This window comes from Acinetobacter sp. BHS4 (genome assembly GCF_018454425.1).
Classification (GTDB): Bacteria; Pseudomonadota; Gammaproteobacteria; order Pseudomonadales; family Moraxellaceae; genus Acinetobacter; species Acinetobacter pittii.
The window spans coordinates 828,128-845,615 of sequence record NZ_CP075323.1 but is presented as its reverse complement, the minus strand read 5'-3'; the positions used below and the strand labels follow the sequence as shown (position 1 = coordinate 845,615).

At 43.7% G+C, this 17,488-nt stretch carries 6 protein-coding genes and 1 pseudogene; 2 read left to right on the top strand and 5 right to left on the bottom strand.

Translation table 11 applies throughout. The features are described 5' to 3' along the window. The first annotated feature begins 69 nt into the window (after nucleotides 1–69). Nucleotides 70–507, top strand: a complete 438-nt coding sequence (locus KIP84_RS04125) for a universal stress protein (protein ID WP_213689371.1) — start codon at nucleotides 70–72, stop codon at nucleotides 505–507. 40 nt (nucleotides 508–547) lie between these two features. On the opposite strand, the gene KIP84_RS04120 is transcribed toward KIP84_RS04125, so the two are convergent. Both KIP84_RS04120 and KIP84_RS04115 read right to left on the bottom strand, forming a co-directional pair. Then, nucleotides 548–1,297, bottom strand: a complete 750-nt coding sequence (locus KIP84_RS04120) for a hypothetical protein (RefSeq protein WP_213689370.1) — start codon at nucleotides 1,295–1,297, stop codon at nucleotides 548–550. A gap of 25 nt (nucleotides 1,298–1,322) precedes the next feature. Beyond that, complete coding sequence (locus KIP84_RS04115; protein WP_078224328.1) at nucleotides 1,323–1,652, bottom strand: MGMT family protein; 330 nt, start codon at nucleotides 1,650–1,652, stop codon at nucleotides 1,323–1,325. 81 nt (nucleotides 1,653–1,733) lie between these two features. Here KIP84_RS04115 and KIP84_RS04110 point away from each other — a divergent pair, with 81 nt between their 5' ends. Beyond that, nucleotides 1,734–2,450 carry a metalloprotease gene (locus tag KIP84_RS04110; RefSeq protein ID WP_213689369.1) on the top strand — a complete coding sequence of 239 codons (717 nt, stop codon included), beginning with the start codon at nucleotides 1,734–1,736 and terminating at the stop codon, nucleotides 2,448–2,450. On the opposite strand, the gene KIP84_RS04105 is transcribed toward KIP84_RS04110, so the two are convergent. The 3 genes and pseudogenes from KIP84_RS04105 to KIP84_RS18730 all read right to left on the bottom strand — a co-directional run bounded on the left by KIP84_RS04105 (nucleotide 2,447) and on the right by KIP84_RS18730 (nucleotide 17,367). Beyond that, nucleotides 2,447–4,177 carry a CapA family protein gene (locus KIP84_RS04105; RefSeq protein WP_213689368.1) on the bottom strand — a complete coding sequence of 577 codons (1,731 nt, stop codon included), beginning with the start codon at nucleotides 4,175–4,177 and terminating at the stop codon, nucleotides 2,447–2,449. The two genes, KIP84_RS04110 and KIP84_RS04105, sit on opposite strands and share 4 nt — an antisense overlap. After that, nucleotides 4,174–5,829, bottom strand: a complete 1,656-nt coding sequence (locus KIP84_RS04100) for a poly alpha-glucosyltransferase (protein WP_213689367.1) — start codon at nucleotides 5,827–5,829, stop codon at nucleotides 4,174–4,176. Before KIP84_RS04100 ends, KIP84_RS04105 begins: the two co-directional genes overlap by 4 nt. Before the next feature lie 144 nt (nucleotides 5,830–5,973). Further along, nucleotides 5,974–17,367: pseudogene (locus KIP84_RS18730) on the bottom strand (BapA/Bap/LapF family large adhesin). Nucleotides 17,368–17,488: the final 121 nt, after the last annotated feature.

The following is a 17,488-nucleotide window of genomic DNA, read 5'->3' as shown; positions in this document are numbered from 1 at the left end:
AATTTAAATCGTCAAAAAATAAGTATAAAGTATTAATAAATAAGCATCATTACAATAAGGAAAATACTCATGTTATATCAACATATTTTGGTACCAATTGACGGTTCTGAAACTTCTATGGTCGCCATGAAAGAGGCCATTAAGCTGGGAAAAGCGTTAAATAGTAAAATTACAGTTGTACAAGTGATGGCACTTGACCCATTTATTGCTGATGTCTACGTAAAAACTGGCCAAACTAATGAGTTGATTGAACGTACAAGAACTTATTTGCTCGACATTTTAGAAAAAGCAAAACAAGAATTTGCCAACGAAGGCATTACTGTTGAAACCAAACTGTTGGAAGGGTTTGTTGTACATGAGGAAATCATTCAAGCTGCTCAAGACGTAAATGCAGATCTGATTGTCATGGGTTCTCATGGCCGCACGGGAGTCCGAAAACTCGTGTTGGGAAGTGTTGCACAAAAAGTTTTAGGGGAAAGCCATATTCCTGTGTTAATTGTTCGCTAAAGTGAGACGCCTGTCTGGCTAAAGTGAGCAAGATAGGCTTCTATTTCTTAAAAGGCATAACCTCTTCACGCGATTGCTCAACCGTTATCGTTTTTTTACTTTTGAAAGCTTCCCAAGAATAATTTTTATAATTTAATTGCCATAAATAATATGGTTGTCCCACATCTTTAAATTGAATGTTTAGTATCATCCATGCCTCATCATGACAATGGGGCGATTTTTTATAATCTTGTTCTGAAAAACATGCCCGAATCATTTCTCGTGAAGAAAAAGCAATATCTTTTAGTGCAACTTGATACTTCCCATGAGGTTTGAGCTTAATAAAATCAGCATTTTCTTCAAAACGCCCTCCTCCTGAGTAACCAGTAAACCATCTATTAACTACTGCGATTGCAAACCCATTTTTATTTAATGGATATAAAGCTGGAAAGATTTGTAATCCATCTGGTCCCAAATCATCGGTATGAGGCTCTTTATTATGATGTTGATAATCTTTAAAGTCCCATTGATCAACTACTTTATATTGATTATTTTGCTTCTTAACCTTAACAATTTGTGGACTTTCATCTATTAGGTAATAAATCGAATCTTGCGTATTTTTTCCCTTCCACAGGATAGCTTCACCACTGCATTTCTGTCTCAGTTGCTTGCATATCAAATCTATGTCTTGCTGAGAAGCCTTTATATTTATAAAAGGTTGAGTTGAAATATCCTTTCCAGCATAACTCACCTGTGCCATCAAACTTAAAAGTAATACTGCTCCACTACACCATTTATTATTCTTTTGCATGTGTATTTACTCTCTAACATAAATATTAAGGCTGCCAAGCAAACTGCTTTAAGTCAACTTTACCATTTAACAAATAGACACCTTCAGCTTCCAGTTTTAATTGCTGAATATTTTCACCTTTTTCATTAAACTTACTTAGGCTAATTTTGCCTTGAGAATTAATTACACGATACCAAGGAACTTGATGATCAACTTCAAGATGTTTCAAAACATAGCCGACTAATCTTGCATGTTTTGGTAATCCTGCCATACGAGCCACTTGTCCATAGGTTGCAACTTTTCCGTAAGGAATCAAAGCAATGACTTCTAAAATTTGCCGATGTAGTTCATACTGAGTTGTCAAAATGGACTCCATAAAAATTGACATCATTCATATCATATAAAAAATTTTGAACAAAACTAAATGCAATCCAAGGTGGGCTTGAGGGAAATCTGCATGAAAAAAATATTACTGGTGATTACTGGCACTTTACTATGCGTTTCTTGTACTACACGCCCTCCTCTTCCTTTAGGAGAAACACCTAAAGTCTCTGCAGATGGCCGTCCTCTTATTCCAGTCACTTTTGTTTTTACAACCAACTCTCCAGAAGCTATAGAGTTTGATAATTATCAACAGATGCGTAAGGAAATTAAAATATTAAATAAATACTATGTAGATGATAAAAATAATAAAATTTTTAAATTTAAGTTACATCGTTATATTCCTTATGAAGAATTTTCAAAATTACATTGTGATTTAAAACAACAGATTAATCAGCCCTACCCAATTACGATTGAAACCATTCCTGCCAGTGTAAATACGTGTTTTCCGAAACGAACTGCAAGTAAAGAAGTGATTGTTTTTATTTATGATGCCTATTCAACAAAATGGAAATTTGAAGATGTAACGAGTAGAGCCTTTCGTAATAATGGCAAACCCTTTATTTTATTAGACTGGAATCGCCTCAATTATAATATTCAGGCTGGTAGCGTGCATGAAATGGGACATGTGTTTGGTCTAAAACATGTTTGTGCGCCAAAAGCTACAAAACGTACTCCAACCAACATCATGGCAAGCGCCGAATGTAAATTAGGCAGTGGTGGCTTAAGAAATTTAGGATTTACGCCGGTACAACTTCAAACTATTTTATCGACATACAAACAATATCCCTAAAATTTAAATTCAATATATGGCCCTAAGTTATCTTGGGTAGCGATGTAATTTTCAGGGGTCAGTGAAGATGTCATGTAAGTACTAGCTTTTAAGAAATCTTCAGCATTGACTGGATATGGCTGCCAAAATGTTTTCAAATTATTGGTGTAAATTGGATAAAGACGAAGTAAGTCTTTTGACAAATCCAACCTTGCTATACAACCAAATGGTAATGCATTGTGTTTTTCATATTCACCATTGCTATTAAACACAGCATTACCAATACCAAATACGACTGGCTTTTGGTTGATGATCTCGATAGGTTGAATAGTATGAGCACCATGACCAATGATCAGGTCAGCACCAGCTTGGGTTAAAATCGCAGCAAGCTTACTCTGCTCTTTTGTAATGGGCTTAAAGTCGACACCCCAATGGCAAATAACAATAATTTTATGTTCAGGATGAGTCAGCCTATAGCGCCCTATTTGTTCAAGCAAAACACCATTTAAACACGCCACTCCACTCTTATGGCCTAAAGCATAAAAATCATAATCGAGATAGGCAGTATCTCTGTGCCAGTATCCGTTAAAAATAGCATAGCGCTTATTTTCAAAAGAGAGTTCAAAGTAGTTATGAGCATCTTTTTGGTTTACGCCAGCACCAATATAAGAAATGTTAGCCTGATCCAACTGTTGTAATGTATAGGTCAGCCCACGCTCCCCATAGTCTTTTAGATGGTTGTTTGCCAACACCACATGATTAAGGTGAATATTTTTGAATGCTGCTAATGTTTGTTCAGCATCAGCTTTAAGAATAAAAGGCTTTTTATGATCTAAAGGAGATTGGTTTTCTAAAGAAAATACCGCTTCAAAGTTAGCAATATTTAAGTCATGTTCACCTAAAAAAGCTTTTATTTTTTTAAAAGAATAGTCATATCCATACTGTTGCAGAGCATCTATTTGCCCTCTAGCCTTACGTTTTTCAGTGTAGATTTCCCCAAAGTAGATATCGCCTAAAATATTAATAATGCCACTTGGAGTTGAGCAAACTTTAGGTTTTACATTCTGTGCTTGGAAACAATGATAGTAAGGGACCAAGTGCTCAGCACGATGAATATCATCTAAGAAAAGAAAGAAACCAATCGTTTGGTTTTCTTCAAAGAACGTCAGATAAATTTTTCTAAATGAGTTTGTAAGATATAAGACCTCTACTACATTCTGTCCCATTAATGGTGTCTGAGGGAGATAAGACTTTCCTTGAAAATTCAGCTCTTTTATAAAGAATAGTTCTTTTATATCAATTGGATATCTATAAATTCTTCTGATCAATAAAAACAAATGCTTTAGTTGATTTTGGGTAGCTTCATTTTTTAAAGTTAAGTTATAGGTAGCGGCTCTTTTAGAGAAAATTAAAAATGCTTGCTCATTTGTACCACAGAGCATCTTACTTAAAGCATCTTTTACTTCTGCTGCTTGAGTAAAAATTAAGAACTGCAATAACTCGGTAAATGTATAACTTTCCGATGTTTTTAAACCTAAGTTTTGCTGTCCAATTTGCTCACTCATTTTTTGTGGCACAATATAGACATCTTGAGCCTGCACTTTTTTTTGTTGAAATTGTTCTAGTGCATAGTCGATTAGCAGTAATGTTGAAATATCATCGTCAAATTCGAATTGCCATATAGCTTCATCAAAATTTGTAGTATCGATATGAGCTAATAATTTGATTTCAACGAGTTGATACTTCATGACTCATCACCTTTGTAATCTTTTACATAGGCGATGTAGCCCGATAAGTTATGTTCTTGGTCATCAATCCGTACTCGGAAACGATCATGGCGAATATAAAATGCATGTAAAATTTTATCTGGTCGTGCCATATACATCGCCATTTCCGGATAAAAAAAGCCTGTCGTTTGAAAATCAGCTCTAAATTCAATTAATTTTTGAAGCTCAGGCATATACGCCTGCTCAAAAAGTGCTGTACGTCCCTGCTCTTTTAAGCGGCTTACCATTTTATAAGCAGCCATTAACATTTCTAGTAAAGTCGCATAAGTCGTTTTTCGATTACGAATAAAAATAAAATGTTTTAAATAATTATTTAAACCAAAAATAAAATATTTATCTTCAGGGCATATTTTAGTGAGCTCATTGGTACAATAACTTAACCAATGGTCATGATATTTTTCATATCTCTTTTCAATAAAACATTCAAACATTAATTTAACAGTTTCTAATAATCTAGAATCTTGGTTAATTTGATATAACCTTAATAAAGCTAGAGCAGCTTCACCATCATAATAAATAATTCTGAATTTTTCTTTTAAATCATAATCTGGATAATTTAATACATGAGTTGTTGAGCCATTTGAATCGACTAATTTTAAAATACCATTTGCAAGTTTCTCTGCATATTTTTGATAATCAGTTTTTTGGGTAATTTCTTGATATTTAGTTAACATTAAAATAGCAGCCGCATTGGCACCTAATTTGATTTCAAACTCCCCTTCTTTACCATCAATCATAAAGCTGATTTCAGAGTCTTTTTCTTTATAAAAGTTGGTCAGCGCATATTGGATGGCAGCATGTATCTTGGGCCAATATTCTGGTTTGCTCTGCACTTCAAATGTTTCCAGCAACGCATACACAGAGGTACAGTGGCGTACCGTATTGTAGTTACGAATATCTCGATCATAGGCAGAAAAATAGCCATAGATAAATTTGCCATTTTCTTGAATTTGATCATGCAAAAATGCCGAATTTTTTTCAATTAACGACTGAAAATGCTGTTTCTTATTGCTCGAAATCGCCCTAATACCATTCGCATCATAACCGCTCGCTAAATTAATGAATTGCCCATTTTCATAAAATGCTGCGTAGGTATCAAAAGTCCAAATGTCTTGTAGCTCTTGTAGTTTAATCTGTGGTTTAGTCGCGTTATATTTTTGCTTAATTGCATAATTTAGGTTTGTTTCATCAAAAAAGTTGGGTTTGTCATAGCTCAAACCTCGTATAATTGCCTTTCCATAAATCTCTTGCTCAAGAAAAACCACTGAACAGTGTTCATCAAACCCAATACCTTTACGGTAGTGGTTATTGTGAAATTGCTGATGGACCTGCTGCTCTACTACTTGCCAAGCTTGCTTCGTTAAATTATATGCAATATCAATTTTTATATAATCAGTAAGTATTTCCTGTGCAAACTGGTCATTAACGAAAGCTAATAATTGTATTTTTGCTTGTGAAAAGCTTGTTTTTTCACTATGCCATACGTTACATCTTTGGTCTTTAGGCCCATAAGATATAAATAAAATTGTTTCATCCTGAAAAGCGGAAGCATGTGGAGCGATATGTTCTAACCAAAGGTTCAGCTGTCTTTGGAAGTTTAAAAATGCTGTCACTCGAAATCAGTCCCTATCCGTTATTTGTTGTTCTATAAAGTTTTCAATCCATCATAGCATGAACATATAAAAAGCTAAGTTAACGTATTGTTTAAACATAAAAAAAGAGCCCTAAGGCTCTTTTTTTATTTGGTTAATTATCTATTAATAGATAATTTGACCATTAGCAAGTAACTCTGCCTCACTAGTAGTAACACCTTGTAAAACCAACAGATTCGTAAAGTTATTAGCCGGAATAAATCCTGTTAAACCATCACGGTCAATCTGAATAGTTGTATTACCACCACTTACAGTGACATTTAGATATTGTCCAATATTGGCGTCTGTTTGATCTCCATCGAGTAATGCTCTGATATCAATTAAATCAGCTTGCTGATCTGTAGCAACATTACCCACATGGAAGTTAGCCCAAGTATCTACACCATTACCGCCAGTAGTTGCACCATTACTAGCTGTTGCTGCACTTCCATTCAACACATGGTAGATCAAAGTATCTGAACCAAAACCAATCGTGCCAGTATCTGTATTGAACGTATCATTCGCTGCTGTGCTAATTACATGAGTATTGTAATCAGAAGTAGTCAGGTTAACCGTCAATGATGATAAAGACTCGGAACCATTCGCTGCCACTAACTTGTAGTTAATGGTATCGGTTGGGTTCGTTAATGTTAACGACGAAGTATTGGCACGATAATCATAGTCACCATTCGAATTGATCACAAATGTACCATTCGCAGTAGTGATAGATTGACCAGTAGCCTCAACATACACACCAGGACTTGTTTCAACATAGAGTTTGACACCATCAGCAGTAAAGGTACCACTGTCTGCAACCCCACCTATTGTGTCACCATCTATAATGTTGCCATGGATCCAATCAGATGAGTAATTGTTCAAGTGCGTTGTAGTAGTCGTTACTTGTGTATCCAACGTTGTTGTACCAAGTGTAATCGCTGTCAACGTATACTCAATACGGTATGTACCAGCTCCTAAGTGCAGAACAGCATCTTGGAAAGCCACTGTTCCGAGACTAATACCACCCACACTGGCAAGCGCTGCCGCCGAACCAGTATAAGTTGTATCAACCCATACTCCACCAACAAATTGTTGAACAACATAACTCACTGTTGGTAATGCACTTAATAATGGTTGATTAGCATAAGTTGCTGCTACCTGTACATCTACCAGATCTCCTGCCGCAACAGTGAAGCTATTAGAAACTACAGAAGTCGAACCAATCAAGTTGATTGTTATGTTCGGACTTGGAACATCTACAGGTGTATCAGTTGAGTTACTAAAATCAACTGTTGCAACAGCTTGGTCTGCATTGGCAACGATTTGAGTCGTACCATCCGTTCCAGGACTAGCAGTATTCCAAGTAATGCTGACATCAGGTGATCCAATCTGTATGTGCAATACCGCTGTACTAGTACCACCTGATACAGGATCAGTAATGGTGTAAGTGAAGCTGTCTACTTTACCAATGTTTGCGGCATTGGCAATTGGTGTATAGCTATATGAACCATTTGCAGAGATAGTAAGTGTTCCATAAGCTCCTGTTACTGGGGTTGAAGAACCAATAGGTGTTAATATCGCGCCTACTTGCTCACCAATCACTGTAGATACCACTGTAGTTCCAGTGATTGTATCTTGGACATATGAAGGACCATATATAGTCGAATCATCATCCGTAAGCACATTACCGCTCACTGTTGCTGCACTATATGTAGGTACTACTGTGTGATTATAATCATCGCGAACCACACTCATTGTGCCTAACAATCCTGCACCCACACCGGTATAGACCATAAACGCTCTATAAGAACCACTTGCCAAGTCTGTGATAGTCGCACCGAATCCATTACCACCAAGTATTCCGACGTTAATTAGCCCAGTACTAGCATCACCTGCAACATTCTGCCAAGAACCATCTGGTGCTTGTTTTTGTAAAACAATTTTATAGTCGTTAAGCAAAGACAAACTTAATAAAGCGCTATAGCTAATCGTTGCATCTGAAGTATGTCCAGCTGCAATACTGAAGCTCACACTCGGAGTACCAAGAAGCGATACGTTGAGATTTTCAGTTACACCTATCAATGCTAGATAGGTTGCAGAACCAGCATTAATACCCGTTGTAGTTAATGGAACAATATCAATTGCCACACTATCTACATTGTCATGTGCAGTAATTGTTGGCACAAGAACAAGGCCAGCAAGATTAGCGCCTGTACCCAAATTACCTGCAAGGTCAGTATAGGTGTTATCCGCAACACTGATGCTTGGTGCTGTCGCAGTGCCATCTTGTGTGAAGGTCGCTGTCCAGGTCAATCCGCCATCTGCTGTGCTCAAGCCTGCTAATGTACCGCCTGCCAAAGTCACATCCGATGCATCAAAGTCAGTCACTGCTTCACTAAACGTGAAGGTTACTGTGGTGCTTTCACCAAGACCCAGATTCAGGTCAGTTGCTGTGATCGCAAGTGTCGGTGCCACCACATCTGAGGTCAGGCCAGCCAAGCTTGCGCCTGTACCCAAATTACCTGCAAGGTCAGTATAGGTGTTATCCGCAACACTGATGCTTGGTGCTGTCGCAGTGCCATCTTGTGTGAAGGTCGCTGTCCAGGTCAATCCACCATCTGCTGTGCTCAAGCCTGCTAATGTACCGCCTGCCAAAGTCACATCCGATGCATCAAAGTCAGTCACTGCTTCACTGAACGTGAAGGTTACTGTCGTGCTTTCACCAAGACCTAGATTCAGGTCAGTTGCTGTGATCGCAAGTGTCGGTGCCACCACATCTGAGGTCAGGCCAGCCAAGCTTGCGCCTGTACCCAAGTTACCTGCAAGGTCAGTATAGGTGTTATCCGCAACACTGATGCTTGGTGCTGTCGCAGTGCCATCTTGTGTGAAGGTCGCTGTCCAGGTCAATCCACCATCTGCTGTGCTCAAGCCTGCTAATGTACCGCCTGCCAAAGTCACATCCGATGCATCAAAGTCAGTCACTGCTTCACTAAACGTGAAGGTTACTGTCGTGCTTTCACCAAGACCTAGATTCAGGTCAGTTGCTGTGATCGCAAGTGTCGGTGCCACCACATCTGAGGTCAGGCCAGCCAAGCTTGCGCCTGTACCCAAGTTACCTGCAAGGTCAGTATAGGTGTTATCCGCAACACTGATGCTTGGTGCTGTCGCAGTGCCATCTTGTGTGAAGGTCGCTGTCCAGGTCAATCCACCATCTGCTGTGCTCAAGCCTGCTAATGTACCGCCTGCCAAAGTCACATCCGATGCATCAAAGTCAGTCACTGCTTCACTGAACGTGAAGGTAATGTTCGCTGTTTCACCTGCCGCGAGTGCAAGGTCATCTGTGCTAATCGCAAGTGTCGGTGCTGTCGCATCAACAGTCACTGTACCTGTAACCGGTGTTGAAACGTTGCCTGCCACATCTGTTGCAGTCACGCTCACTGTATGTGGACCGTCTGCCAACACTGGAAGTGTATTGTCTGCAAGCGTCCAGGTACCGTCACCATTGTTAGTCGCTGGATAATCCACACCATCCACAGTCACCACCACAGTCGCAGTAGGATCATCGATCGTACCGGTCAATGCAGGCGTTGTATCGTTCGTCGATACATCTGGGAAAGTCACCACCGGTGCTACAAGGTCAACGATAAAGCCGTCTGTACCGTCAAGTACATCGCCTGTACCCAAGTTGCCCAAGACATCTGTGTAACTACCATCAGCCACCGCAATGCTTGGTGCTGTGCCTGTGCCGTCCGGTGTGAACACCGCTGTCCAGGTGATGTTGTCAGTCGTAGTCAAGCCAGTCAATGTACCGCCTACAACCGTGATGTCGCTTGCATCAAAGCCTGCTACCGCCTCACTGAACGTGAAGCTAATGTTCGCTGTTTCACCTGCCGCAAGTGCAAGGTCATCTGTGCTAATCGCAAGGCTTGGTGCTGTCGCATCAACAGTCACTGTACCGGTTACTGGTGTTGAAACGTTGCCTGCCACATCTGTTGCAGTCACGCTCACTGTATGTGGACCGTCTGCCAACACTGGAAGTGTATTGTCTGCAAGCGTCCAGGTACCGTCACCATTGTTAGTCGCTGGATAATCCACACCATCCACAGTCACTACCACAGTCGCAGTAGGATCATCGATCGTACCGGTCAATGCAGGCGTTGTATCGTTCGTCGATACATCTGGGAAAGTCACCACCGGTGCAACAAGGTCAACGATAAAGCCGTCTGTACCATCAAGTACATCGCCTGTACCCAAGTTGCCCAAGACATCTGTGTAGCTACCATCAGCCACCGCAATGCTTGGTGCTGTGCCTGTGCCATCTGGTGTGAATACCGCTGTCCAGGTGATGTTGTCAGTCGTAGTCAGGCCAGTCAATGTACCGCCTACAACCGTGATGTCGCTTGCATCAAAGCCTGCTACCGCCTCACTGAACGTGAAGCTAATGTTCGCTGTTTCACCTGCCGCAAGTGCAAGGTCATCTGTGCTAATCGCAAGTGTCGGTGCTGTCGCATCAACAGTCACTGTACCTGTAACCGGTGTTGAAACGTTGCCTGCTACATCTGTTGCAGTCACGCTCACTGTGTGTGGACCATCCGTAAACGCTGGAAGTGTATTGTCTGCAAGCGTCCAGGTGCCGTCGCCATTGTTAGTCGCTGGGTAATCCACGCCATCCACAGTCACTACCACAGTCGCAGTAGGATCATCGATCGTACCGGTCAAAGCAGGTGTGGTGTCATTGGTAGATGCATCTGTGAAACCCACTACCGGTGCAACAAGATCAACGATAAAGCCGTCTGTACCGTCAAGCACATCGCCTGTACCCAAGTTGCCCAAGACATCTGTGTAGCTACCATCAGCCACCGCAATGCTTGGTGCTGTGCCTGTGCCGTCCGGTGTGAATACCGCTGTCCAGGTGATGTTGTCAGTCGTAGTCAGGCCAGTCAATGTACCGCCTACAACCGTGATGTCGCTTGCATCAAAGCCTGCTACCGCCTCACTGAACGTGAAGCTAATGTTCGCTGTTTCACCTGCCGCAAGTGCAAGGTCATCTGTGCTAATCGCAAGTGTCGGTGCTGTCGCATCAACAGTCACTGTACCAGTTACTGGTGTTGAAACGTTGCCTGCCACATCTGTTGCAGTCACGCTCACTGTATGTGGACCGTCTGCCAACACTGGAAGTGTATTGTCTGCAAGCGTCCAGGTACCGTCACCATTGTTAGTCGCTGGATAATCCACACCATCCACAGTCACCACCACAGTCGCAGTAGGATCATCGATCGTACCGGTCAATGCAGGCGTTGTATCGTTCGTCGATACATCTGGGAAAGTCACCACCGGTGCAACAAGGTCAACGATAAAGCCGTCTGTACCATCAAGTACATCGCCTGTACCCAAGTTGCCCAAGACATCTGTGTAGCTACCATCAGCCACCGCAATGCTTGGTGCTGTGCCTGTGCCATCTGGTGTGAATACCGCTGTCCAGGTGATGTTGTCAGTCGTAGTCAGGCCAGTCAATGTACCGCCTACAACCGTGATGTCGCTTGCATCAAAGCCTGCTACCGCCTCACTGAACGTGAAGCTAATGTTCGCTGTTTCACCTGCCGCAAGTGCAAGGTCATCTGTGCTAATCGCAAGTGTCGGTGCTGTCGCATCAACAGTCACTGTACCGGTTACTGGTGTTGAAACGTTGCCTGCCACATCTGTTGCAGTCACGCTCACTGTATGTGGACCGTCTGCCAACACTGGAAGTGTATTGTCTGCAAGCGTCCAGGTACCGTCACCATTGTTAGTCGCTGGATAATCCACACCATCCACAGTCACCACCACAGTCGCAGTAGGATCATCGATCGTACCGGTCAATGCAGGCGTTGTATCGTTCGTCGATACATCTGGGAAAGTCACCACCGGTGCTACAAGGTCAACGATAAAGCCGTCTGTACCGTCAAGTACATCGCCTGTACCCAAGTTGCCCAAGACATCTGTGTAACTACCATCAGCCACCGCAATGCTTGGTGCTGTGCCTGTGCCGTCCGGTGTGAACACCGCTGTCCAGGTGATGTTGTCAGTCGTAGTCAGGCCAGTCAATGTACCGTGATGCCTTACAACCGTGATGTCGCTTGCATCAAACACTGGAAGTGTATTGTCTGCAAGCGTCCAGGTACCGTCACCATTGTTAGTCGCTGGATAATCCACACCATCCACAGTCACCACCACAGTCGCAGTAGGCTCAATGCAGGCGTTGTACCGCAAGTACATCGCCTGTACCCAAGTTGCCCAAGACATCTGTGTCACTGAACGTGAAGCTAATGTTCGCTGTTTCACCTGCCGCAAGTGCAAGGTCATCTGTGCTAATCGCAAGGCTTGGTGCTGTCGCATCAACAGTCACTGTACCGGTTACTGGTGTTGAAACGTTGCCTGCCACATCTGTTGCAGTCACGCTCACTGTATGTGGACCGTCTGCCAACACTGGAAGTGTATTGTCTGCAAGCGTCCAGGTACCGTCACCATTGTTAGTCGCTGGATAATCCACACCATCCACAGTCACTACCACAGTCGCAGTAGGATCATCGATCGTACCGGTCAAAGCAGGTGTGGTGTCATTGGTAGATGCATCTGTGAAACCCACTACCGGTGCAATGGTATCGATTGTTACAGTACCTGTATCCGTACCTGTATTACCTGCCAAGTCTGTTGCTGTCACAGTCACACTGTGTGCGCCTTCTGACAGAGTTGGTAAGATATCGTTCGGTAAAGTCCAGGTGCCATCGCCATTGTTCACTGCCGGATAATCAATACCATCCACAGTCACTACAATCGTTGCATTTGGATCATTGATGCTACCTGACAAGTCCGGCGTTGCATCATTCGTCACTTCATCAGTTAACGATACCACTGGTGGTAAGCCATCTCCGTCAACAATCTCTGTACCTGGCAATGAAGTATTGCCTGCAGGGTCAGTGGCTGTTGCCGAAATTGTGTCGCCATCTACCAGGTTACCTGGGTTTGGTACTGACCATGTGCCATCTGTGCCTGCAACTACAGTTGCAGTCGTGCCATCAGGATACGTCACAGTCACGGTTGAATCTGGTTCTGCTGTACCTGTAATCGGATCTACCGCATTCACTGGATCAATGTCCGGTGCATTTGGGGCAACGGTATCAATTGTCACAACACCTGTATCCGTACCTGTATTACCTGCCAAGTCTGTTGCTGTCACAGTCACACTGTGTGCGCCTTCTGACAGAGTTGGTAAGATATCGTTCGGTAAAGTCCAGGTGCCATCGCCATTGTTCACTGCCGGATAATCAATACCATCCACAGTCACTACAATCGTTGCATTTGGATCATTGATGCTACCTGACAAGTCCGGCGTTGCATCATTCGTCACTTCATCAGTTAACGATACCACTGGTGGTAAGCCATCTCCGTCAACAATCTCTGTACCTGGCAATGAAGTATTGCCTGCAGGGTCAGTGGCTGTTGCCGAAATTGTGTCGCCATCTACCAGGTTACCTGGGTTTGGTACTGACCATGTGCCATCTGTGCCTGCAACTACAGTTGCAGTCGTGCCATCAGGATACGTCACAGTCACGGTTGAATCTGGTTCTGCTGTACCTGTAATCGGATCTACCGCATTCACTGGATCAATGTCCGGTGCATTTGGGGCAACGGTATCAATTGTCACAACACCTGTATCCGTACCTGTATTACCTGCCAAGTCTGTTGCTGTCACAGTCACACTGTGTGCGCCTTCTGACAGAGTTGGTAAGATATCGTTCGGTAAAGTCCAGGTGCCATCGCCATTGTTCACTGCCGGATAATCAATACCATCCACAGTCACTACAATCGTTGCATTTGGATCATTGATGCTACCTGACAAGTCCGGCGTTGCATCATTCGTCACTTCATCAGTTAACGATACCACTGGTGGTAAGCCATCTCCGTCAACAATCTCTGTACCTGGCAATGAAGTATTGCCTGCAGGGTCAGTGGCTGTTGCCGAAATTGTGTCGCCATCTACCAGGTTACCTGGGTTTGGTACTGACCATGTGCCGTCTGTGCCTGCAACTACAGTTGCAGTCGTGCCATCAGGATACGTCACAGTCACGGTTGAATCTGGTTCTGCTGTACCTGTAATCGGATCTACCGCATTCACTGGATCAATGTCCGGTGCATTTGGGGCAACGGTATCAATTGTCACAACACCTGTATCCGTACCTGTATTACCTGCCAGGTCTGTTGCTGTCACAGTCACACTGTGTGCGCCTTCTGACAGAGTTGGTAAGATATCGTTCGGTAAAGTCCAGGTGCCATCGCCATTGTTCACTGCCGGATAATCAATACCATCCACAGTCACTACAATCGTTGCATTTGGATCATTGATGCTACCTGACAAGTCCGGCGTTGCATCATTCGTCACTTCATCAGTTAACGATACCACTGGTGGTAAGCCATCTCCGTCAACAATCTCTGTACCTGGCAATGAAGTATTGCCTGCAGGGTCAGTGGCTGTTGCCGAAATTGTGTCGCCATCTACCAGGTTACCTGGGTTTGGTACTGACCATGTGCCGTCTGTGCCTGCAACTACAGTTGCAGTCGTGCCATCAGGATACGTCACAGTCACGGTTGAATCTGGTTCTGCTGTACCTGTAATCGGATCTACCGCATTCACTGGATCAATGTCCGGTGCATTTGGGGCAACGGTATCAATTGTCACAACACCTGTATCCGTACCTGTATTACCTGCCAGGTCTGTTGCTGTCACAGTCACACTGTGTGCGCCTTCTGACAGAGTTGGTAAGATATCGTTCGGTAAAGTCCAGGTGCCATCGCCATTGTTCACTGCCGGATAATCAATACCATCCACGTTCACAACTACGGTTGCTGTCGGATCGTTCACTGTACCAGTGAGTGCTGGTGTGCTGTCGTTCGTGAGTACATCATCCAGCGCAACCACCGGCGGTGTAATGTCTGCAGAGACTGTGCCTGTACCTGGCAATGAAGTATTGCCTGCAGGGTCAGTGGCTGTTGCCGAAATTGTGTCGCCATCCACCAGGTTACCCGGGTTTGGTACTGACCATGTTCCATCTGTACCTGCCACGACTGTTGCAGTGGTGCCATCAGGGAAGCTGACAGTCACTGTTGAACCAGCTTCTGCTGTACCGCTCACTGGGTCAGTTGCATTGATTGGATCAAGTACAGGTGCATTTGGTGCGGTGGTATCAATGGTCACCACTGCTGTATCGGTACCTGCATTGCCTGCAGCATCAGTTGCCGTCACGGTAATGGTATGTGGACCATCAGTTAATGCAGGAAGTGTATTGTCTGCAAGCGTCCAGGTGCCGTCACCATTGTTCACTGCCGGATAGTCAACACCATCCACGTTCACAACTACGGTTGCTGTCGGATCGTTCACTGTACCAGTGAGTGCTGGTGTGCTGTCGTTCGTGAGTACATCATCCAGCGCAACCACCGGCGGTGTAATGTCTGCAGAGACTGTGCCTGTACCTGGCAATGAAGTATTGCCTGCAGGGTCAGTCGCTGTTGCAGTCACGGTATCGCCATCCACCAGGTTACCCGGATTTGGTACTGACCAGCTGCCGTCTGTGCCTGCCACGACTGTTGCAGTGGTGCCATCAGGGAAGCTGACAGTCACTGTTGAACCCGCTTCTGCTGTACCGCTCACTGGGTCAGTTGCATTGATTGGATCAAGTACAGGTGCATTTGGTGCGGTGGTATCAATGGTCACCACTGCTGTATCGGTACCTGCATTGCCTGCAGCATCAGTTGCCGTCACGGTAATGGTATGTGGACCATCAGTTAATGCAGGAAGTGTATTGTCTGCAAGCGTCCAGGTGCCGTCACCATTGTTCACTGCCGGATAGTCAACACCATCCACGTTCACAACTACGGTTGCTGTCGGATCGTTCACTGTACCAGTGAGTGCTGGTGTGCTGTCGTTCGTGAGTACATCATCCAGCGCAACCACCGGCGGTGTAATGTCTGCAGAGACTGTGCCTGTACCTGGCAATGAAGTATTGCCTGCAGGGTCCGTCGCTGTTGCAGTCACGGTATCACCATCCACCAGGTTACCCGGATTTGGTACTGACCAGCTGCCGTCTGTGCCTGCCACGACTGTTGCAGTGGTGCCATCAGGGAAGCTGACAGTCACTGTTGAACCAGCTTCTGCTGTACCGCTCACTGGGTCAGTTGCATTGATTGGATCAAGTACAGGTGCATTTGGTGCGGTGGTATCAATGGTCACCACTGCTGTATCGGTACCCGCATTACCTGCAGCATCAGTTGCCGTCACGGTAATGGTATGTGGACCATCAGTTAACGCAGGAAGTGTAACGTTACAGTAGCATCAATCGTTTTATCTGCATCAGCCTCTAAGCCACTGCCAGGCACATTTACTGTCCATGTTCCTGCTGCACTATCTACAGTTGCAGTATAAGTCACCCCATTCACAACAACTGTTACTACAGTATTGGTTGCATCTGACGGAATATTTTTCAAAATACCTGTAATAATGACATCACCAGCCGCTTCTGATGCATTAATCACATTGTCAGCTGTTACAGAATCAACCGAAAAATCAACCTCATCCGTATTAGGAGCAGCAGTATCAATCGTATAAGTTTGTGTATCTTTAACAGTACTGCTATTACCTGCCGCATCTGTAAACGTTACAGTCGCATCAATTGTTTTATCTGTATCCGCTTTTAAACCGCTACCTGGTACACTTACTGTCCACGTACCCGCTGTTTTGTCTACAGTTGCAGTGTATGTCTGACCATTAATAACAACTGTAACGGCCGTATTGGCCGCATCTGCTGGAATATTTTTCAGAACACCAGTAATCGTGACATTACCTGCTGCTTCTGATGCATTAATTACGTTATCTGAAGTAACAGGGTCAACAGAGAAAGTGACTCCATCAGTATTTGGTGGAGTGGTATCGGCAGGTGTTGAGTCATCATTATTATCACTATTTGATGCTGCAGCGATAATACCGCCCGCAACTAAAGGAATAGCCGCCCACAACCATGGGTTTACACCCGCATCGTGATAAAGTAATGGTTCAATTGAAGAAATAGGTTGATAAATAACATCAGATACCAACTCTTGTGGTGCTTCTGCTGGTAAAGCAGCAGGTAAATCCTCAGCTACCAGAGCTTGTGGCTCAACATCACTGTCTGCATCAGCGTCCGCATCAGCATCGGCGTCCGCATCATTTTCAGCATCTTTGAATTTTGCCCAAATCAACTGTCCATTTTCATCTTGAAAAACAAGACTGTTATCTTTAGGCTCAGCTGTTCCACTAAAAAAGCCTTCAATAACAATAGTCTCGCCATTTTTCAGGCGAATGACTGCATTGGTACCCTCCCTATTCACTACCAATACATCACTGGCAGCCACTTTTACCAATACGACTGACGCTTCTGAAAGCTTCGCAGAAGTTCCCTTGATTGTTGACAAGGTATCGTGACTATCCTTGGCAATAATTTGTATTTCAGGCATATCTGTATTCCTTTTATATTATTGATTTAAATGATTTTATGTATAATTCTTTTTACTTAATCTTTCTAAGTTTTTGACCTACAACTTAAAAACATTAAGTAATGTGATCATTTTTACATTA